This is a genomic window from Streptomyces goshikiensis (genome assembly GCF_014650555.1).
GTDB classification, from domain to species: domain Bacteria; phylum Actinomycetota; class Actinomycetes; order Streptomycetales; family Streptomycetaceae; genus Streptomyces; species Streptomyces goshikiensis.
Genome location: NZ_BMVE01000001.1, coordinates 183,272 through 200,680 on the forward strand (window position 1 = coordinate 183,272; position 17,409 = coordinate 200,680).

Here is a 17,409-nt window from a genome sequence, read left to right on the forward strand (position 1 = left end):
TGTGAGCCCGATGAGCCAGGCGGCACAGAACCTGAACTGGTTGATCACCAACTTCGTGGACAACACCCCCGGGGTGTCCCACACGGTGGTGGTCTCCGCCGACGGCCTTCTTCTGGCGATGTCCGATGGATTCCCGCGCGACCGCGCCGATCAGCTGGCGGCCGTGGCCTCCGGTCTGACGTCGCTGACCGCCGGAGCCTCCCGCATCTTCGAGGGTGGCGCCGTCAACCAGACAGTCGTGGAGATGGACCGCGGGTTCCTCTTCCTCATGTCCGTCTCCGATGGATCGTCCCTCGCGGTGCTCGCGCACCCCGAGTGCGACATCGGCCTCGTGGGCTACGAGATGGCCCTTCTTGTGGACCGAGCCGGCAGTGTTCTGACTCCGGAACTGCGCTCGGAGCTGCAGGGAAGTCTTCTCAACTAGCAAACAGGCAGTGCGTTTCGCGTCATCGCACCATAGGGTGCGGTGGCGCGGTTCCACAGGGAGTACTGCGTTCTTGGAGTCGGAGGAGGAAACGTGACAACACCCGGAGGTCATCCTTATGGCGGCGCTCAGCAGCCGCAGGGTGGGCAGCACGACCAGAACCGCTTCAACTTTCCCTCCGCTCCCAGCCGGCCCGTGCCGGAGCACAACCCCTACCAGCAGCAGCCGTACGGCCAGCCCCAGCAGCCCCAGCAGCCGCAGCACCCCCCGCGGGCCTCGCGGCAGCCTGCGCCGAAGGCGCACAACCCGCTGGTGCGTCCGTACGCGATGACCGGCGGCCGTACCCGGCCGCGCTACCAGCTCGCCATCGAGGCGCTGGTCAGTACCACGGCCGATCCCGCCCGGCTGCAAGGGCAGTTGCCCGAGCACCAGCGCATCTGCCGTCTGTGCCAGGAGATCAAATCCGTCGCGGAGATCTCGGCACTTCTCTCCATTCCTCTTGGTGTCGCCCGTATCCTCGTCGCCGACTTGGCGGAGGCGGGCCTTGTCGCCATTCATCAGCCCGGCGGCGACGAGTCTGCCGGCGGCCAGCCAGATGTGACACTGCTCGAAAGGGTGCTCAGTGGACTTCGCAAGCTCTAACGGCGGAGCGGCTCGCTCCACCACCTCCGCGAAGATCGTGGTGGCGGGCGGCTTCGGCGTGGGCAAGACCACGTTCGTCGGCGCGGTCTCCGAGATCAACCCGCTGCGCACCGAAGCCGTGATGACCAGCGCCTCGGCCGGCATCGACGATCTGACCCACACCGGGGACAAGACGACCACCACGGTCGCCATGGACTTCGGCCGCATCACCCTGGACCAGGACCTGATCCTGTACCTCTTCGGTACTCCCGGTCAGGACCGCTTCTGGTTCATGTGGGACGACCTCGTCCGCGGCGCCATCGGCGCCGTCGTCCTCGTCGACACCCGCCGTCTCGCCGACTGCTTCCCCGCGGTCGACTACTTCGAGAACAGCGGCCTGCCGTTCGTCATCGCCCTCAACGGCTTCGACGGACACCAGCCGTACACCCCGGAGGAAGTCCGCGAGGCGCTGCAGATCGGCCCGGACGCTCCGATCATCACCACCGACGCCCGCCACCGCGCGGACGCCAAGAGCGCGCTCATCACGCTCGTCGAGCACGCCCTCATGGCGCGCCTGCGGTAGTCGGACCGCCACACGCGTGAAGGAGGCCCCCGCCGGTACGGCGGGGGCCTCCTTCGTACGGTCGTTTTCCGCGGGCACGCGAAAGAGCGGGTGACGTCGTGTCGACGTCACCCGCTCCTCGTGTGGTGCTGCTGGGGTACTAGCCCTGCCAGCTGTGCGGGGCGCGGAAGCCCGGGGTGCGCTCCAGGCGGCGCCAGCCGGCCTGGGAGCCGATCCGGTGCACCGGGGCGGCCGTGGGGGTGGCGGCGGCGCGGGCGAGCAGGATCGCGGTGATCGCGGCCAGCTCCTCGGGCGCGGCGTTGCCCTTCTCGACCTTCAGCAGGGTGTCGGCGGTGATGCTCATGTGGTGGCAGGTCTCCTTCGCTGCTACTGCGGCGGGTTGCCGTGCTTGCGCGACGGCAGGTCGGCGTGCTTGTTGCGGAGCATCGCCAGTGCGCTGATCAGAGTGGAACGGGTCTCGGCGGGGTCGATGACGTCGTCGACGAGGCCGCGTTCGGCGGCGTAGTACGGGTGCATCAGCTCGGCCTTGTACTCCTTGACCATGCGCGCGCGCATCGCCTCGGGGTCTTCGGCGTCCGCGATCTGCTTGCGGAAGATGACGTTGGCCGCGCCCTCGGCGCCCATCACGGCGATCTCGTTGGTCGGCCACGCGTAGGTGATGTCGGCACCGATGGACTGCGAGTCCATCACGATGTACGCACCGCCGTACGCCTTGCGCAGGATCAGCGAGATCCGCGGCACGGTCGCGTTGCAGTACGCGTACAGCAGCTTGGCGCCGTGGCGGATGATGCCGCCGTGCTCCTGGTCGACACCGGGCAGGAAGCCGGGGACGTCCAGGAGCGTGATGATCGGGATGTTGAAGGCGTCACAGAGCTGGACGAACCGTGCGGCCTTCTCCGAGGCGTGGATGTCCAGGACACCGGCGAGGTGACCGGGCTGGTTCGCGACGATGCCGACGACCTGCCCGTCCAGACGCGCCAGCGCGCAGATGATGTTGCGGGCCCAGCGCTCGTGGATCTCCAGGACGTCGCCCTCGTCGACGAGTTCCTCGATGACCTTGAGCATGTCGTACGGGCGGTTGCCGTCGGCGGGCACCAGGTCCAGCAGGACGTCCGAGCGGCGCTCCGCCGGGTCGCCGGTGTCGTGGACCGGCGGGTTCTCACGGTTGTTGGAGGGCAGCATCGAGATGAGGTAGCGGACCTCCGAGATGCAGGTCTCCTCGTCGTCGTACGCGAAGTGCGCAACGCCCGAGGTCTCCGCGTGCACGTCGGCGCCGCCCAGACCGTTCTGCGAGATCTCCTCGCCCGTCACCGCCCGGACCACGTCCGGACCGGTGATGAACATCTGCGAGGTGTCACGGACCATGAACACGAAGTCCGTCAGCGCCGGCGAGTACGCCGCACCGCCCGCGCACGGGCCCAGCATCACCGAGATCTGCGGGATCACACCCGAGGCCTTCGTGTTCCGCTGGAAGATCCCGCCGTAACCGGCCAGCGCCGAGACGCCCTCCTGGATACGCGCACCCGCACCGTCGTTCAGCGACACCAGCGGCGCACCCGCCGCGATCGCCATGTCCATGATCTTGTGGATCTTCGTCGCGTGCGCCTCACCCAGCGCGCCACCGAAGATCCGGAAGTCGTGCGCGTAGACGAAGACCGTCCGGCCCTCGACCTTCCCCCACCCCGTGATCACACCATCGGTGTAGGGCTTCTTGCCCTCCAGACCGAACCCGGTCGCCCGGTGCCGGCGCAACTGCTCGACCTCATGGAACGAACCCTCGTCAAGGAGCAGCGCGATCCGCTCCCGGGCCGTCAGCTTGCCCTTGGCGTGCTGCGCCTCGGTCGCCCGGTCGCTGGGGCCGCGCCGGGCCTGCTCGCGCAGGTCGTGCAGCTCGGCCACACGGCCACGGGCATCCGTCGGCTCGCTCGAAGTCTGATCCACAACGGTCATGTACTGACCTTACGAAGCCGGTCCCCGAAAACCCTCCGTTGGATCCACACAGTCTCGGGCGCGTTCCGCTGTGCGGGCCGGACAGATACTCCGAATGATGCAAGGACTTCACCAGCCGGGGCGGGTGCCCGTTGTGGGGGTCCAACAAAATCTCACGACGCGGGCTCAGATGTTGAAATTTGAACGGAATAGGTCTAACGTCGTTCTCGTTGAAAGTTCAACAACAGCACGGCCCATCAGCAGCACGCTATCGAGGAGGAAGTCATGGGTATCTTCACCCGCCGCAGCCAGGAGTCCGCCGACGTGAACACCGCCGTCACCACGCTGGAGGTGGACCCGGCCCTGGCCGCGCTCACCGGTGACTACGTCATCGACGCCTCCCACAGCAGCGTCGGCTTCACCGTCCGCCACGCGATGGTCACCAACGTGCGCGGCAGCTTCGCCGACCACGAGGGCACCCTCCACCTGGACGGCTCGGACCCCTCCCGCTCCACCGCCTCCATCGACGTGCGGATCACCTCCGTGGACACCGGCATCGCCGACCGCGACGCCCACCTGCGCGGCGGCGACTTCTTCGACGCCGAGGCCTTCCCCCTGATGAGCTTCCGCTCCACCCGGGCGGCTCAGCTGGGCGGCGACACGTACCGCATCACCGGTGACCTGACGATCAAGGGCGTCACGCGGCCGCTCTCCATCGACCTGGAGTTCAACGGCTCCGCCACCGACGTCTACGGCAACGAGCGCGTCGGCTTCGAGGGCACCGCCGAGATCCTGCGCTCCGACTGGGGCCTGACCTGGAACGCCGCGCTGGAGACCGGCGGCGTGATGGTCAGCGACAAGGTGAAGCTGACCTTCGACATCTCGGCGATCAAGCAGGCCTGACGGGCGCGGACCGGGGGCGGCGCTAGAAGCCGCCCCCGCCGTCGAACCCGCCGCCCCCGTCGAAGCCGCCACCGCCGCCGAAGTCCCCGCCGCCGAAGTCGGACGGGTTGAAGTCGGCCCCGGAGACGTCCCCGCCGTCGAAGCCGTTGCCGCCGCCGAAGTCGGAGGCGTAGGCGGGGCCGGACATCATCGAACCGAGCATCGTGCCCACCAGCAGCCCGGGCAGGATGCCGCCCCCGAAGTAGCCGCCGGCCCAGGGACCGTACGCCGGGCCGGCGTCGTAGTACGGGCGAGGCCCGTGCTCCGTGTCGACCGTACGGACCGCCGGGTCCAGGCCGTCGCGCAGCCGTACGGCGTCCGCCGCGCAGACCGGGACCGTACGGGCGGACCCGCCGGCCGGCGCCCACTGCGCGTCCTCGGTGCTCGGCCCGTGCCGGGGGTCGAAGAAGCAGGGCGAGCGGCGCTCGGGCAACGGCGCGCCCCTACGGCGGGCGTCGAGGGAGGCCAGGGCGAACCGGCCGTCCTCCAGCGCCTGGGTCACGCCCTTGACCTCTTCCGGGTACCGCACCGAGCCCATGATCTGCTTGGCCTTCTCGTACGAGTCCAGGCCCTGCTCGTAGTCCTTGCGCATGGCGTCGTCCGCGCCGGGCTCACCGGGGTGGAAGTCCAGCCGGTCGAGCTCCTCGCCGAAGGCCGTGATGTCCTCGTCGACCACCACGCGCAGCCGCTCGACGGCCTCGCGCCGGGTCTCCTCCTTCTGCCGCCGGTTCCGGCGGACCAGCAGGTACGCGCCGGTGCCGCCGGCGGCGGCTACCGCGCCGAGGGTGATCAGTCCGCCGACCGGGGCGCCGGTGTCCGCGCCGGAGCCGCCCCAGGAGGCCGGGGCGCCGCCCTTGACCTGGGTGAGGGCCTGGTCGACGAAGTTGTTCAGCTGGGTCACCGCGTCGGGCGAGCCCACCTTCACGGCGTCGGTGAGGTTCCGTACCGCGTTGGCCGGCATGACCGCCCGGTCGGCCCCGGCGTCGAAGCCGTCGCCGAGCCGGATCGCGTAGAGCCCGGTGATCCCTGTCTCGGCCCGCACGGCGCGCAGCACCGACTCCGCGGGGAACTCGCCGTTCGCGGGCAGCACGGCGACGAAGACCGGCTTACCGGCGTCCTTGATCTTCTTCGCGAGCGCGTCGGCGTCGGCCTTGGGCAGCTGAGCCTCGGCGCGGGGGTCGACATAGACCGGCCCGTCCTTGAGGGCCTCCCCCACGGCGGCGACCCCGGTGGCCGCCGACGCCTGCGGGGCGGCCACGAGGGCGACCCCGAACAGGGCCAGCAGCAGACCCGCGAATATGGATGTCAGCCTGGTCCTCATGACCTTGACGCTACCGGAACCGGCACTTTTCCGTGTGAGCTGGACATAAGACCGTCCCGCCCCGGACGCGACCCTTCCGCGCCTACGCTCCCGCCAGGGGGTGGGGCCGATGCGACGCGCATGGCTGACGGGGACGATGGCGCTGGCCGCGCTGGGACTGCTGGCGGGGTGTACCCCGGCGACGTACGACCTGGCCGCCGTGTCCAAGGACGCGCGGGGCCAGCCGCAGGTGGAGCTGACCTTGTGCAAGGGCGAGGCCGCAGTCGGCGCATTCGTCATGCTCCACGCCGACGGCCCGCCCGAGTCCGGGTGGAACAGCGGAATCGGAGGAAACCATGGCAGACCGGGGCCGTTCCCGCTGTTCTCACCGCCGCCGGACTGGGAGGTCAACCGGGAGGGACCCCAGTCGCTCCTGCCCGGGTACAACTACTGGGTCTCGTACCATGCCGTCGACGGCACGTCGGTCAAGTACGAGGTGATGAGCCACTTCCGGGCCGAGGACATCGAGGCCCTCGGCCCGGACCAGGTGTGGGCGCACGGCAGGGCGATGAGCCGGAAGCGCTACCGGGAGTACGTAAAGGACGAGTGCTGACCCCGCGGGGTTACTCGGGCGGTTCCACGCCCGCGCGGAGGAGGCCGTAGGTGAAGGCGTCTTCCAGGGCCTGCCAGGACGCCGCGATCACGTTCGGGGCGACGCCCACGGTGGACCAGTCGCGGCTGCCGTCGGTCGTGGAGATCAGCACGCGGGTCGTGGACTCCGTGCCGTGCTTGCCCTCCAGGATGCGGACCTTGTAGTCCACCAGCTCGAACTTGGCCAGCTGCGGGTAGAACCGCTCCAGCGCGACCCGCAGCGCCCGGTCCAGCGCGTTGACCGGGCCGTTGCCCTCCGCCGTCGCGACGATCCGCTCCCCCTTGGCCCACAGCTTCACCGTGGCCTCGTTGGCGTGCGTGCCGTCCGGGCGGTCCTCGACGATCGCCCGCCAGGACTCGGTACGGAAGTACTTGCGCGCCCGGCCCTCGACCTCGGCGCGCAGCAGCAGCTCGAAGGAGGCGTCGGCGGCCTCGTACGTATAGCCCTGGAGCTCCCGCTCCTTGACCCGCTCGACGACCCGCGACACCAGGGCCCGGTCCCCGCCGAGGTCGACGCCGAGCTCCTTGCCCTTGAGCTCGATGGAGGCCCGGCCGGCCATGTCGGAGACCAGCATCCGCATGGTGTTGCCGACCCGCTCGGGGTCGATGTGCTGGTACAGGTCCGGGTCGACCTTGATGGCCGAGGCGTGCAGGCCGGCCTTGTGCGCGAAGGCCGAGACGCCCACGTACGGCTGGTGCGTGGAGGGGGTCAGGTTCACGACCTCGGCGATGGCGTGCGAGATCCGGGTCATCTCGGCCAGCGCCCCCTCGGGGAGGACCCGGCGCCCGTACTTGATCTCCAGCGCGGCGACGACCGGGAACAGGTTGGCGTTGCCGACGCGCTCGCCGTAGCCGTTCGCGGTGCACTGGACGTGGGTGGCCCCGGCGTCGACGGCGGCGAGGGTGTTGGCGACCGCGCAGCCGGTGTCGTCCTGGGCGTGGATGCCGAGCCGGGCGCCGGTGTCGGCGAGGACGGTCGCGACGACGGCGGTCACCTGCGCGGGCAGCATGCCGCCGTTGGTGTCGCAGAGGATGACCACGTCGGCCCCGGCCTCGTGGGCGGTGCGCACGACGGACTTCGCGTACTCGGGGTTGGCGCGGTAGCCGTCGAAGAAGTGCTCGCAGTCGACGAAGACGCGGCGGCCCTCGGCGACGAGGTGGGAGACGGTGTCCCGGACCATCTCCAGGTTCTCGTCCAAGGTGGTGCGCAGCGCGAGCTCGACGTGGCGGTCGTGGGACTTGGCCACCAGCGTGATCACCGGGGCGCCGGACGCCAGCAGGGCCCGGACCTGCGGGTCCTCGGCGGCCGAGCCGCCAGCGCGCCGGGTCGCGCCGAAGGCGACGAGTTTCGCGTGCTTGAAGGAGATCTCGGCCCGCGCCCGGGCGAAGAACTCGGTGTCGCGGGGGTTGGCGCCGGGCCAGCCGCCCTCGATGAAGCCCACCCCGAAGTCGTCCAGGTGCCGGGCGATCGTCAGCTTGTCCGCGACCGTGAGGTTGATGCCCTCACGCTGGGCGCCGTCGCGCAGGGTGGTGTCGAAGACGTGGAAGCTGTCGTCGAGGGCCGCTGCCGCCTCTGTCGCCTCTGGTGTCGTCGTCATGCTGATCTGACTCCTGTCGGATGAGTGGTTCCGGGTTCCCGCCGAAGGGGTGGGCCGCCGTCACTGCCCCCATCATCGCGCGCAGCGTGCTCCCGGCAGGGATGGGGCCGGGAAACGAAAAGACCCCTCGCGGGTGCGAGAGGTCTGCGCGCGGGTCCGGGGCGCGGTGGCCGCTTCCGCGAAGGTTTTCCACGGGTCAGCGGTCACTGAGGCTGGGGACCGGCGCGCTGCTGTCCATAATCACGAGCTGAGCAGGCACGTGCGCAGTGTGCCATACCGTGCGCCGCCGGTGGACAGACATCTCAGCATGCGGGCGGGGCCGGTTCGGCCCGCCCTGCGAGGTCAGGTCAGGGCCTCGGAGAGGAACTCGCCGACGTGGTCCAGGATGTCCTGCCGGGACAGGCCGGGCAGGCCGACGGCGACCTGGATGCTGAACCCGTCGAGCAGCGCCCGCAGCCGGGCGGCGAAGCGGTCGGGGTCGACCGCCCGGAACTCCCCGCGCGAGATGCCCTCGGCGAGCAGCGCCACCAGGTCGCGGTGCCAGGCGCCCTCGATGGCGGCCTGCCGCTCGCGTTCCTGCGGGCCGGCGTTCTGCGAGCGGTTCCAGACCTCCAGCCACAGGGTCCAGTGCGGATCCCGGGCCGCGTCCGGCACGTAGAGGTCCACGTACGCGTTCAGCCGCTCGCGCGCCGGGCCGCGGCGGGAGAGCAGGGCGCGCCGCCGGGCCCCGAGGGCGGCCTCGCTCCACTCCAGGGTCTGGAGCAGGAGCTCGTCCTTGCTGCCGAAGTAGTAGAGGAGGTGGCCGCTGCTCATGCCGACCTGGCGGCCGAGGCCGGCCATGGTCAGGCCGTCGAGGCCGCGTTCGGCGATCGTGGCCATGGCGGCGACGAGTACGTCCTCGCGCGGCGGCGCGTTCTTCCGCGCCGCCCGTACTCCACCCGCCGTCATGGCCTCTCCTCGCGTCGTCCGCCCGGGGTCAGACCTTGGGCTGCTGCTGGGTGATGCAGTGGATACCGCCACCCCCGGCGAAAATCGTACGTGCGTCGACCAGGGTCACGGTCCGCTCGGGGAAGAGTCCGCGGAAGATCTCGGCGGCCTCCTCGTCGCGCGGGTCGTCGAAGGCGCAGAGCACCACGCCGTCGTTGCAGAGGTAGTGGTTGATGTACGAGTAGTCCACCCACTCCCCGTCCGCTTCCAGGACGGTCGGCGCGGGGATCTCCACGACCTCCAGCAGCCGGCCGTGGGCGTCGGTGGACGCGCGCAGGACGGCGGCGATGGTCTTGCAGCGCTCGTGGTCCGGGTGGGCGGGGTCGGGCTGGCTGTGCACCATGACCACGCCGGGCCGGGCGAACGCGGCGACGATGTCCACGTGGCCCTGGGTGCCGTAGGTGCCGTAGTCGCCGGCCAGGCCGTACGGGAGCCAGATCGCCTTGGTGGTGCCGAGGTGGGCGTGGATCTCGGCCTCGACCTCCTCGCGCGTCCAGCCGGGGTTGCGGCCCTGGCCCAGCTGCACGGTGTCGGTGAGGAGCACGGTGCCCTCGCCGTCGACGTGGATGGCGCCGCCCTCGTTGACGAGCGGGGTGCTGAAGGTGCGGGTGCCGGCGAGGTCGCTGACGTGCCGGGCGATCTTCGCGTCGTGGTCCCAGCGGGCCCACTCCTGGGCGCCCCAGCCGTTGAAGGTCCAGTCCACGGCGGCCAGCTCGCCGGCTCCGTTGGTGACGAAGGTGGGGCCGATGTCGCGCATCCAGGCGTCGTCGAGCTCCCGCTCGACCAAGGCCACGTCCTCGCCGACGATCGCGCGGGCGCCCTCGGCGTCACCGGGCGAGACCACGAGGGTCACGGGCTCGTACGCGCGGACCGCGCGGGCGACGGCGCCCCAGGCCTCGCGGGCCTCGGCGAGCTCCCGCTCGTCGGTGAAGGTCGGGTTGGGGCTCGGCCAGGCCATCCAGGTGCGCTCGTGGGGCGTCCACTCGGCGGGCATCCGGAATCCGTTGGCGGCGGGCTTGGTCATGGCAGGTCCTTAGTGGATGTTCCGGATCACAGGAAGTACAGGCGGTTGAGGGAGACCGAATCGGCCGCCTCGGAGCGCAGCGGGTCGCCGTCGAGGGTGACGAGACCGCTGCGCGCGTCCACATCGACCGCGCCCACCCGGGAGTTCAGGAGGAGGTCGCCCGGACCGATCCCGCGGGTGCCGCGGACGGCGACGCGGCGGCGGCGGGTCGGCATCGCGTCGGAGCCCAGCGCGGCGGCCGCGGCGGAGACGAAGGCGACGGAGATGTCGGCGGCGGTGGCCCCGTAGGAGCCGAACTGCGGGCCGAGGACGAGCGGCTCGCAGGTGTCGGTGGCGGCGTTGGGGTCACCGGTGACCCCGTAGGCCGGGAAGCCGGACTTGAGGACCAGCTGCGGCTTGGCGCCGAAGAACTGCGGGCGCCACAGCACGATGTCGGCGAGCTTGCCGACCTCGATGGAGCCGATCTCGTGGGCCAGGCCGTGGGCGATGGCCGGGTTGATGGTCAGCTTGGCCATGTAGCGCAGGACGCGGGCGTTGTCGTCGCCCTCGCCGTCGCCAGCCAGCGGGCCGAGTTCGCCCTTCATCTTGGCGGCCATGGCGAAGGTGCGGCGGATGGTCTCGCCCGCGCGGCCCATGCCCTGGGCGTCGGAGGAGGTGATGCCGATCGCTCCGAGGTCGTGCAGGACGTCCTCGGCGCCCATCGTGCCGGCCCGGATCCGGTCGCGGGCCATGGCGGCGTCGCCGGGGAGGTCCGGCTTGAGGTCGTGGACGGAGACGATCATGCCGTAGTGCTCGGCGACCGCGTCGCGGCCGAAGGGCAGGGTGGGGTTGGTGGAGGAGCCGATGACGTTGGGCACGCCGGCCATCTTGAGGACGTTGGGGACGTGCCCGCCGCCGCAGCCCTCGATGTGGAAGGCGTGGATGGTGCGGCCGTCCAGGACGCGGAGGGTGTCCTCGACGGAGAGGCATTCGTTGAGTCCGTCGCTGTGCAGGGCGACCTGTACGTCGTGTTCCTCGGCCACTCGCAGGGCGGTGTCCAGGGCGCGGGTGTGGGCCCCCATGTCCTCGTGCACCTTGAATCCCGAGGCGCCGCCCTCGGCCAGCGCCTCCACCAGCGGGGCGGCGTCGGAGGAGGAACCGCGGGCGAGGAAGCCGATGTTGACGGGCCAGGCGTCGAAGGCGTTGAAGGCGTGCCGGAGGGCCCAGGGGGAGTTGACGCCGACGCCCCAGACCGGGCCGAACTCCTGGCCGATGACGGTGGTGACGCCTGCGGCGAGCGAGGCCTCCATGATCCGGGGGGAGAGCAGGTGGACGTGGGTGTCCACGGCGCCGGCGGTGGCGATCAGCCCCTCGCCGGAGACGATCGAGGTGCCGGTGCCGACGACGACGTCCACGCCGTCGAGGGTGTCGGGGTTCCCGGCCCGGCCGATCGCGTGGATGCGGCCCTCGCGGATGCCGATGGAGACCTTGCGGATGCCGAGGACGGCGTCGATCACCAGCACGTTGCTGATCACCACGTCGCAGGTCTCGCGGACGGCGGCGGCCTTCAGGTGCAGGCCGTCGCGGGCGGTCTTGCCGAAGCCGGCCAGGAATTCGTCCCCGGGCTTCTGGGCGTCGTGCTCGACCCGGACGGTCAGCCCGGAGTCGCCGAGGCGGACCCGGTCCCCGGCGCGCGGGCCGAAGACGGAGGCGTACTCGTACGGGTCGATGTGCCGGCTGCCCGGCGCGCAGTGGTCGCTGTGGGGGGTCTGGCGGCTCATGCCGGGTTCCCTTCGGGTCGCGGGAGGTCGGCGCCGGGGGTCTCGTCGGTGGCCGGGGCGTCGGGGCCGGGGGGCTCGCCGGTGCCCAGGTAGCCGCACGCCGCCGCCCTCGCCAGCGCCTGCGCCTTCGCGCCGGGGGCGTCCAGCGGACCGTCCACCAGCCCGGCGAAGCCGATGGCGATGCGGGCACCGCCGATCGGGACCAGGCCGACCTCGCCCTCGCCGTGCGGGTCGAACCGTACGGAGGAGCCCGCGGGGACGCAGAGCCGCATGCCGTAGGCGGCGGCCCGGTCGAAGTCGAGGCGGGGGTTCGCCTCGAAGAAGTGGAAGTGGGAGGTGACGCTCACCGGCACGGGGGCGGTGTTGCGCACCCGCAGGTGCAGCACCGGCTCCGGCTGGGGGGCGCCGGGGCCGGGCACGACGGCGCCCGGGGCGTCATCGCCGAGGCCGGCCGCGCCCCGGATCGGGGAGGAGACCACCGCGAGGCGGGATCCGTCGTCGAAGACGGCCTCCACGTGCACCTCGGTGACCACGTCGGCCACGCCCGGCAGGACGTCGTCCGGGCCCAGCACGGAGCGGGCCTCCTCGATGGCCTCCGCCAGCCGCTTGCCGTCGCGCGCGGCCTCGCAGACCGTGTCCGCGACGAGCGCCGTGGCCTCGGGGACGTTGAGCTTGAGTCCGCGGGCCCGCCGGGCCCTGGCCAGTTCCGCGGCGCCGCGCAGCAGCAGGCGGTCGCGCTCCGTAGGGGTCAGCCGCACGCCGATCCACCACCTTTTGAGTCAACGGGTTAGAGCATCACTCTAACTCTTCATTTTCCCGTTGGGAATCATTGACCTGGGGCCAGGGCCTGAGTCACATTGAGTGCCGCTCAAACATTGCGCATCCACCGCTAGGCCACCCCCCGCCCGGCCAAGGGAGTCCCCCATGCCCATCGAACAGCGCGGCGTCGACACCATCCCCGAAGAGGAGCGGACGAGCGGTCCCCGAGACCTGGTCTCGATCCTCCTCGGCTCCAACCTCTGCCTCGGGGTCATCGTCTTCGGCTGGCTGCCCCCGTCCTTCGGGCTGGGCCTGTGGCCCTCGGTCACCGCCATCGTGACCGGCACCCTCGTCGGAATCGCCTTCACCGCGCCGCTCGCACTGGTGTCCCTGCGCACGGCGACGAACCTCTCCACCTCCAGCGGGGCCCAGTTCGGCGTCCGCGGGCGGCTCGTCGGATCGGTGGTCGGCCTGCTGCTCTCCCTCGGCTACACGGCGCTGACCCTGTGGATCGGCGGCGACGTGATGGCCGGCGTCCTGTCCCGGCTCACCGGACTGCCGGACACCGGTCTCTCGCGGGCCGTGATGTACGGCCTGCTGGCCGTCTGTACCGTCGTCGGGGCCGTCTTCGGCTACCGGCTGCTGCTGCGCATGAGCAAGATCCTGTCCATCGGCATGGTGGTCCTGCTGGCCATCGGCGTCTTCGCGTACTCCGGCGACTTCACCGCCGCCGCCCCGCCGCAGACCCCGTACCTCCTCGGCTCCTTCTGGCCGACCTGGCTGCTCGCGGCCGTCGCCGCCGGACTGAGCGGTCCCGTCGCCTTCATCACCCTGCTCGGCGACTACACCCGCTACATCTCCCCCGTCCGGCACGGCTCCCGCAAGGTCCTGCGGGCCACCGGCCTGGGCCTGCTGATCGGCCTGCTCGTACCGCAGCTGTTCGGCACCTACACCGCGCTCGCCGCCAGGGCCGGCGCCGACTACGCCGGACCGCTGGTCGCGGCCGCGCCCTTCTGGTACCTGGTCCCCCTGCTCGCCGCCGCCGCGGCCGGCTCGGTCGGCAACGCGGGGCTGATGCTCTACTCCATGGGCCTCGACCTCGACGCGATCGTCCCGAAGGCCACCCGGACCACCGCCACCCTGGTCGCCGCGGGCGTCGCCACCGCCTTCGTGTTCATCGGCTCGTTCGAGTGGGACGTCCAGTCCGCGATGACCTCGTTCGTCCTGGTGCTGACCGCGATCGGCACCCCGTGGGCCGTGATCACCCTGATCGGTTACGTCCGCTGCCGGGGCCGCTACGACGCCGATGCGCTCCAGGTCTTCAACCGCCGCTCGGTCGGCGGCGTCTACTGGTACCGCGGCGGCTGGAACCCGGCGGCCACCGCCTCCTGGGCGATCGGCGCGGGCGTCGGCCTGCTCGCGGTGACCACCCCCTTCTACGAGGGCCCGCTGCTCGCCCTCACCGGCGGCGTGGACTGCTCCTTCGTCCTCTCCGGCCTGGCCGGCGGCCTGACCTACGCGGCGACGGGAGCACGACGCGGGCCCCGGGAGGCGTTCCCCGGGGCCCGCGTCGCCGTACCGTCAGGCGCTAGCCGCACTTCTGCGTCGTCGCCGCCTCCGTGACCGCGGTGTCCAGCGCCTGGATCTGCGGCTGGAGCTGGGTCAGCGCGTCCTTGCCCGTGGTGTCGCCGGACAGTCCCTCGTAGGCCTTCTTGAGGTTCTCCGCAGCGGTCGTGACGGCGCTCTTCTCGGCCGACTTCAGGGTCGTGGTGTTCTTCTTGACGTTCTGCCAGTCCGTCTGGACCGCGTCGTAGGCCGACTTCATCTGGTCCTTGGTGGCCGTCGCCGGGCTCAGTGCCTTGAGCGCGGCGTTGTCGGACTTCAGCTGGGTCAGGCTGGTACACAGCTCGGCGGCGGCCTTCGTGGCCTCTTCCTCCGGAGTCGTGTCGTCGCTGGAGCATGCCGTGGCGCCGAGTACCACGGCGGCACAGAGCAGGCCGGAGGCAACGAAGCGCTTCATGGGGGTCCGCCTTTCCGCCGGCCCTGCGCCGGCACACCGCCAACCTCGCACGCCCTCTGCGCCCCCGCATTCCCTGGCGGGCCGACCGTGGGCCGGCCGGGTGAGTACGGAAGAAGGCCCGCGCCCCGGGATCCCGGGGCGCGGGCCTTCTTCCGTACGCCGTCGCTCTAGCCGAGCGGGTGCATCCAGCCGTGGGCGTCGGCGGTGTGTCCGGTCTGGAGGTCGAGCAGCGCCTTGCGGAGCTTCATGGTGACCTCGCCGGGGAGGCCGTCGCCCTGGGTCCAGTTCGCGCGCTCGGACTTGACCGAGCCGACGGGGGTGATCACGGCGGCGGTGCCGCAGGCGAAGACCTCGGTCAGGGTGCCGTTCTCGTTGTCGCGCTTCCAGTCCTCGGTGGTGATCCGGCCCTCCTCGGCGGTGTAGCCGAGGTCGCGGGCGATGGTGAGGAGGGAGTCCCGGGTGATGCCCGGGAGCAGCGAGCCGGTGAGCTCGGGGGTGACGATGCGGTCGCCGTACACGAAGTACAGGTTCATGCCGCCCATCTCCTCGATCCAGCGGTGCTCGACCGCGTCGAGCCAGACCACCTGGTCGCAGCCGTGCGAGGCGGCCTGCGCCTGGGCGACGAGGGAGGCGGCGTAGTTGCCGCCGGTCTTGGCGGCGCCGGTGCCGCCCTTGACGGCGCGGACGTAGTCCTCGGAGAGCCAGACGGAGACGGGCTGGACGCCACCGGGGAAGTAGGCGCCGGCGGGCGAGGCGATCACGATGAAGAGGAACTCGTTGGCCGGGCGGACGCCCAGGCCGACCTCGGAGGCGAACATGAACGGCCGCAGGTACAGGGAGGCCTCGCCGGAGTCCGGAACCCAGGCGCGGTCCTGCTTGATCAGGGCGTCGCAGGCCTCGATGAACAGCTCGGCCGGCAGCTCCGGCATGGCCATACGGCGGGCGGAGGCCTGGAAGCGCTCGGCGTTGGCCTGCGGACGGAAGGTGGCGACGGTGCCGTCGGGCTGCTTGTAGGCCTTGAGGCCCTCGAAGATCGTCTGCGCGTAGTGAAGCGTCATGTTCGCCGGGTCCATCGACAGCGGCGCGTACGGGACCAGCTCGGCATCGTGCCAGCCGCGGCCCTCGGTCCACTTGATCGTCACCATGTGATCGGTGAAGTGGCGGCCGAAGCCGGGGCTGGCCAGGATCGCCTCGCGCTCCGCGTCGGACAGGGGGTTCGAGGAGGGCTTCAGCTCGATCGTGGGCGTCGTCATGAGTGCTTGTCCTTCACCGGTTTTGTAGGGCGGACCGCGCTCACGGCGTACTAGGACGTCCGAGCTTCCCCGTATTCCGCGGCCTCGCGTTCGATTATCGCGTATCGCACGGGAGCAGGCTTCGGTGAAACGGGGGTGATGCGGCCCAGGGGAGATGGTGGCACCCGGGGCCGCGCAGGAAAAGCCGCCGGGTGCGGTGATCGCGACCCGGCGGCTTCCTGAGGTGGAGCTGCCGGGTCAGCCGGCTACGCGTGCGGCGAGGGCGTCGCCGATCGCGTCGGTGGAGCGGAAGGTGCCGTCGCGCTCCGCGAGGTCGGCGGAGACGGCCTCCTCGATCCGGGCGGCCTGCTCCTCGTAGCCGAGGTGGCGCAGCAGGAGGGCGACGGAGAGGATCGTCGCGGTCGGGTCGGCCTTGCCGGTGCCGGCGATGTCCGGGGCCGAGCCGTGGACGGGCTCGAACATGGACGGGAAGGCGCCGGTCGGGTTGATGTTCCCGGAGGCGGCCAGGCCGATTCCGCCGGTCACGGCGGCGGCCAGGTCGGTGAGGATGTCACCGAAGAGGTTGTCCGTGACGATGACGTCGAAGCGCTCGGGCTGGGTGACGAAGAAGATCGTCGCGGCGTCGACGTGCAGGTAGTCGGTGGTGACCTCGGGGTACTCGCGGCCGACCCGGTCGAAGGTGTTCTTCCACAGGTGGCCCGCGTACACGAGGACGTTGTTCTTGTGGACCAGCGTCAGCTTCTTGCGCGGGCGGGCGCTGGCCCGCTCGTACGCGTCCCGCACCACGCGCTCGACGCCGTACGCGGTGTTGAGGCTGACCTCGGTGGCCACCTCGGCCGGGGTGCCGGTGCGCAGGCTGCCGCCGTTGCCGGTGTACGGGCCTTCGGTGCCCTCGCGGACCACGACGAAGTCGATCTCCGGACGGCCGGCGAGCGGGGTGGCCGTGTTCGGGAACAGCTTCGACGGGCGCAGGTTGATGAAGTGGTCGAAGGCGAAGCGGAGCTTGAGCAGCAGCCCGCGCTCCAGCACTCCGGACGGGACCGACGGGTCCCCGATGGCGCCCAGCAGGATCGCGTCGTGGTGCCTCAGGGCTTCGAGATCGGCGTCCGGCAGGGTCTCGCCGGTGCGGTGCCAGCGCTGGGCGCCGAGGTCGTATTCCCTGGTCTCCAGCTTCACGTCCTGGGGCAGGACCGCGGTAAGGACCTTGAGTCCCTGAGCCACGACTTCCTGGCCGATGCCATCACCGGGGATCACTGCGAGATTGATGCTGGTCGACATGTCGGAACCGTACTCCCGGTCCCAGCCCTCGGGCATATCCAGTCCACCATGTGGACCAGCCGTGCCCGGGGCGGGACGTCCGTCTGCTGGGTCAGTGGCCGGTCGAGCCGCCGTTGTCACGGCGGTCCAGGGCGCGCTGCAGGGCGGCGGCGGCGTTCTTGCGGTCGGCGTCGGCGGTGGAGGAGTGGCGGACGCGGCGGACGGCGGTGGTTGCGTTCATGGTGATCGACTCCTTGAGATCACGGCGTGGCGGGGCCACGGATGAGGGGTTCCTTCAAGG

At 71.0% G+C, this 17,409-nt stretch carries 18 protein-coding genes; 6 read left to right on the forward strand and 12 right to left on the reverse strand.

Going from position 1 to position 17,409, the window contains the following annotated elements; translation table 11 throughout:
- The first annotated feature begins 10 nt into the window (after window positions 1–10).
- The 3 genes from IE248_RS00865 (at window position 11) to IE248_RS00875 (ending at window position 1,628) form a co-directional block, all read left to right on the forward strand.
- Window positions 11–424, forward strand: a complete 414-nt coding sequence (locus IE248_RS00865) for a roadblock/LC7 domain-containing protein (protein ID WP_008739857.1) — start codon at window positions 11–13, stop codon at window positions 422–424.
- Window positions 425–517: 93 nt separating this feature from the next.
- Window positions 518–1,066, forward strand: coding sequence for a DUF742 domain-containing protein (locus tag IE248_RS00870; protein WP_073776611.1), 549 nt, complete (start codon window positions 518–520; stop codon window positions 1,064–1,066).
- Window positions 1,047–1,628, forward strand: a complete 582-nt coding sequence (locus tag IE248_RS00875) for a GTP-binding protein (protein ID WP_037792108.1) — start codon at window positions 1,047–1,049, stop codon at window positions 1,626–1,628. Before IE248_RS00870 ends, IE248_RS00875 begins: the two co-directional genes overlap by 20 nt.
- A gap of 139 nt (window positions 1,629–1,767) precedes the next feature.
- On the opposite strand, the gene IE248_RS00880 is transcribed toward IE248_RS00875, so the two are convergent.
- The gene (locus tag IE248_RS00880; RefSeq protein ID WP_073776613.1) at window positions 1,768–1,971 is read right to left on the reverse strand and encodes an acyl-CoA carboxylase subunit epsilon; all 204 of its coding nucleotides are present in this window, start codon (window positions 1,969–1,971) and stop codon (window positions 1,768–1,770) included.
- 23 nt (window positions 1,972–1,994) lie between these two features.
- On the reverse strand, window positions 1,995–3,578 hold the full coding sequence (locus IE248_RS00885) for an acyl-CoA carboxylase subunit beta (protein ID WP_008739845.1): 1,584 nt from the start codon (window positions 3,576–3,578) through the stop codon (window positions 1,995–1,997).
- Window positions 3,579–3,842: 264 nt separating this feature from the next.
- On the opposite strand from IE248_RS00885, the gene IE248_RS00890 reads away from it, so the two are divergent.
- The gene (locus IE248_RS00890) at window positions 3,843–4,460 is read left to right on the forward strand and encodes a YceI family protein (protein WP_073798369.1); all 618 of its coding nucleotides are present in this window, start codon (window positions 3,843–3,845) and stop codon (window positions 4,458–4,460) included.
- Window positions 4,461–4,482: 22 nt separating this feature from the next.
- On the opposite strand, the gene IE248_RS00895 is transcribed toward IE248_RS00890, so the two are convergent.
- Window positions 4,483–5,820, reverse strand: coding sequence for a hypothetical protein (locus tag IE248_RS00895; protein ID WP_190029784.1), 1,338 nt, complete (start codon window positions 5,818–5,820; stop codon window positions 4,483–4,485).
- A gap of 109 nt (window positions 5,821–5,929) precedes the next feature.
- Between IE248_RS00895 and IE248_RS00900 the strand changes: the two genes are divergently transcribed.
- A complete protein-coding gene (locus IE248_RS00900; protein ID WP_190029785.1) occupies window positions 5,930–6,412 on the forward strand; it encodes a hypothetical protein in 483 nt (160 codons plus the stop codon).
- Between the two features lie 10 nt (window positions 6,413–6,422).
- Here the strand turns inward: IE248_RS00900 and cimA are convergent, their stop codons facing one another.
- The 5 genes from cimA to ureA all read right to left on the reverse strand — a co-directional run bounded on the left by cimA (window position 6,423) and on the right by ureA (window position 12,577).
- Window positions 6,423–8,048 carry a citramalate synthase gene (gene cimA, locus IE248_RS00905; protein WP_100582750.1) on the reverse strand — a complete coding sequence of 542 codons (1,626 nt, stop codon included), beginning with the start codon at window positions 8,046–8,048 and terminating at the stop codon, window positions 6,423–6,425.
- Between the two features lie 342 nt (window positions 8,049–8,390).
- Complete coding sequence (locus tag IE248_RS00910; RefSeq protein WP_008739828.1) at window positions 8,391–8,996, reverse strand: TetR/AcrR family transcriptional regulator; 606 nt, start codon at window positions 8,994–8,996, stop codon at window positions 8,391–8,393.
- A 28-nt stretch (window positions 8,997–9,024) separates the two neighbouring features.
- The gene (locus IE248_RS00915) at window positions 9,025–10,059 is read right to left on the reverse strand and encodes an agmatine deiminase family protein (RefSeq protein ID WP_190029786.1); all 1,035 of its coding nucleotides are present in this window, start codon (window positions 10,057–10,059) and stop codon (window positions 9,025–9,027) included.
- 26 nt (window positions 10,060–10,085) lie between these two features.
- Complete coding sequence (locus tag IE248_RS00920) at window positions 10,086–11,819, reverse strand: urease subunit alpha (RefSeq protein WP_100582748.1); 1,734 nt, start codon at window positions 11,817–11,819, stop codon at window positions 10,086–10,088.
- Window positions 11,816–12,577, reverse strand: coding sequence for an urease subunit gamma (ureA, locus tag IE248_RS00925; protein WP_073798363.1), 762 nt, complete (start codon window positions 12,575–12,577; stop codon window positions 11,816–11,818). Before ureA ends, IE248_RS00920 begins: the two co-directional genes overlap by 4 nt.
- A 166-nt stretch (window positions 12,578–12,743) precedes the next feature.
- Here ureA and IE248_RS00930 point away from each other — a divergent pair, with 166 nt between their 5' ends.
- On the forward strand, window positions 12,744–14,201 hold the full coding sequence (locus IE248_RS00930; protein WP_073798362.1) for a cytosine permease: 1,458 nt from the start codon (window positions 12,744–12,746) through the stop codon (window positions 14,199–14,201).
- Here the strand turns inward: IE248_RS00930 and IE248_RS00935 are convergent.
- The 4 genes from IE248_RS00935 to IE248_RS38090 all read right to left on the reverse strand — a co-directional run bounded on the left by IE248_RS00935 (window position 14,167) and on the right by IE248_RS38090 (window position 17,349).
- Entirely contained in the window at window positions 14,167–14,598 is a 432-nt protein-coding gene (locus IE248_RS00935; RefSeq protein ID WP_229895076.1) for a type IV pili methyl-accepting chemotaxis transducer N-terminal domain-containing protein, read from the reverse strand. The genes IE248_RS00930 and IE248_RS00935 overlap by 35 nt on opposite strands.
- A gap of 167 nt (window positions 14,599–14,765) precedes the next feature.
- Window positions 14,766–15,851, reverse strand: a complete 1,086-nt coding sequence (locus IE248_RS00940; RefSeq protein WP_073798360.1) for a branched-chain amino acid aminotransferase — start codon at window positions 15,849–15,851, stop codon at window positions 14,766–14,768.
- A 237-nt stretch (window positions 15,852–16,088) separates the two neighbouring features.
- Complete coding sequence (locus IE248_RS00945) at window positions 16,089–17,129, reverse strand: 3-isopropylmalate dehydrogenase (RefSeq protein WP_073798461.1); 1,041 nt, start codon at window positions 17,127–17,129, stop codon at window positions 16,089–16,091.
- 91 nt (window positions 17,130–17,220) lie between these two features.
- Entirely contained in the window at window positions 17,221–17,349 is a 129-nt protein-coding gene (locus IE248_RS38090) for a hypothetical protein (protein WP_086025386.1), read from the reverse strand.
- Window positions 17,350–17,409: the final 60 nt, after the last annotated feature.

Bases quoted from the DNA above. Each gene is read 5' to 3' on its own strand.
- IE248_RS00865 (WP_008739857.1), top strand. From the start codon at position 11: ATGAGCCAGGCGGCACAGAACCTGAACTGGTTGATCACCAACTTCGTG.
- IE248_RS00880 (WP_073776613.1), bottom strand. From the start codon at position 1,971: ATGAGCATCACCGCCGACACCCTGCTGAAGGTCGAGAAGGGCAACGCC.
- IE248_RS00885 (WP_008739845.1), bottom strand. From the start codon at position 3,578: ATGACCGTTGTGGATCAGACTTCGAGCGAGCCGACGGATGCCCGTGGC.
- IE248_RS00890 (WP_073798369.1), top strand. From the start codon at position 3,843: ATGGGTATCTTCACCCGCCGCAGCCAGGAGTCCGCCGACGTGAACACC.
- IE248_RS00895 (WP_190029784.1), bottom strand. From the start codon at position 5,820: ATGAGGACCAGGCTGACATCCATATTCGCGGGTCTGCTGCTGGCCCTG.
- IE248_RS00900 (WP_190029785.1), top strand. From the start codon at position 5,930: ATGCGACGCGCATGGCTGACGGGGACGATGGCGCTGGCCGCGCTGGGA.
- cimA (WP_100582750.1), bottom strand. From the start codon at position 8,048: ATGACGACGACACCAGAGGCGACAGAGGCGGCAGCGGCCCTCGACGAC.
- IE248_RS00910 (WP_008739828.1), bottom strand. From the start codon at position 8,996: ATGACGGCGGGTGGAGTACGGGCGGCGCGGAAGAACGCGCCGCCGCGC.
- IE248_RS00915 (WP_190029786.1), bottom strand. From the start codon at position 10,059: ATGACCAAGCCCGCCGCCAACGGATTCCGGATGCCCGCCGAGTGGACG.
- IE248_RS00920 (WP_100582748.1), bottom strand. From the start codon at position 11,819: ATGAGCCGCCAGACCCCCCACAGCGACCACTGCGCGCCGGGCAGCCGG.
- IE248_RS00930 (WP_073798362.1), top strand. From the start codon at position 12,744: ATGCCCATCGAACAGCGCGGCGTCGACACCATCCCCGAAGAGGAGCGG.
- IE248_RS00935 (WP_229895076.1), bottom strand. From the start codon at position 14,598: ATGAAGCGCTTCGTTGCCTCCGGCCTGCTCTGTGCCGCCGTGGTACTC.
- IE248_RS00940 (WP_073798360.1), bottom strand. From the start codon at position 15,851: ATGACGACGCCCACGATCGAGCTGAAGCCCTCCTCGAACCCCCTGTCC.
- IE248_RS00945 (WP_073798461.1), bottom strand. From the start codon at position 17,129: ATGTCGACCAGCATCAATCTCGCAGTGATCCCCGGTGATGGCATCGGC.
- IE248_RS38090 (WP_086025386.1), bottom strand. From the start codon at position 17,349: ATGAACGCAACCACCGCCGTCCGCCGCGTCCGCCACTCCTCCACCGCC.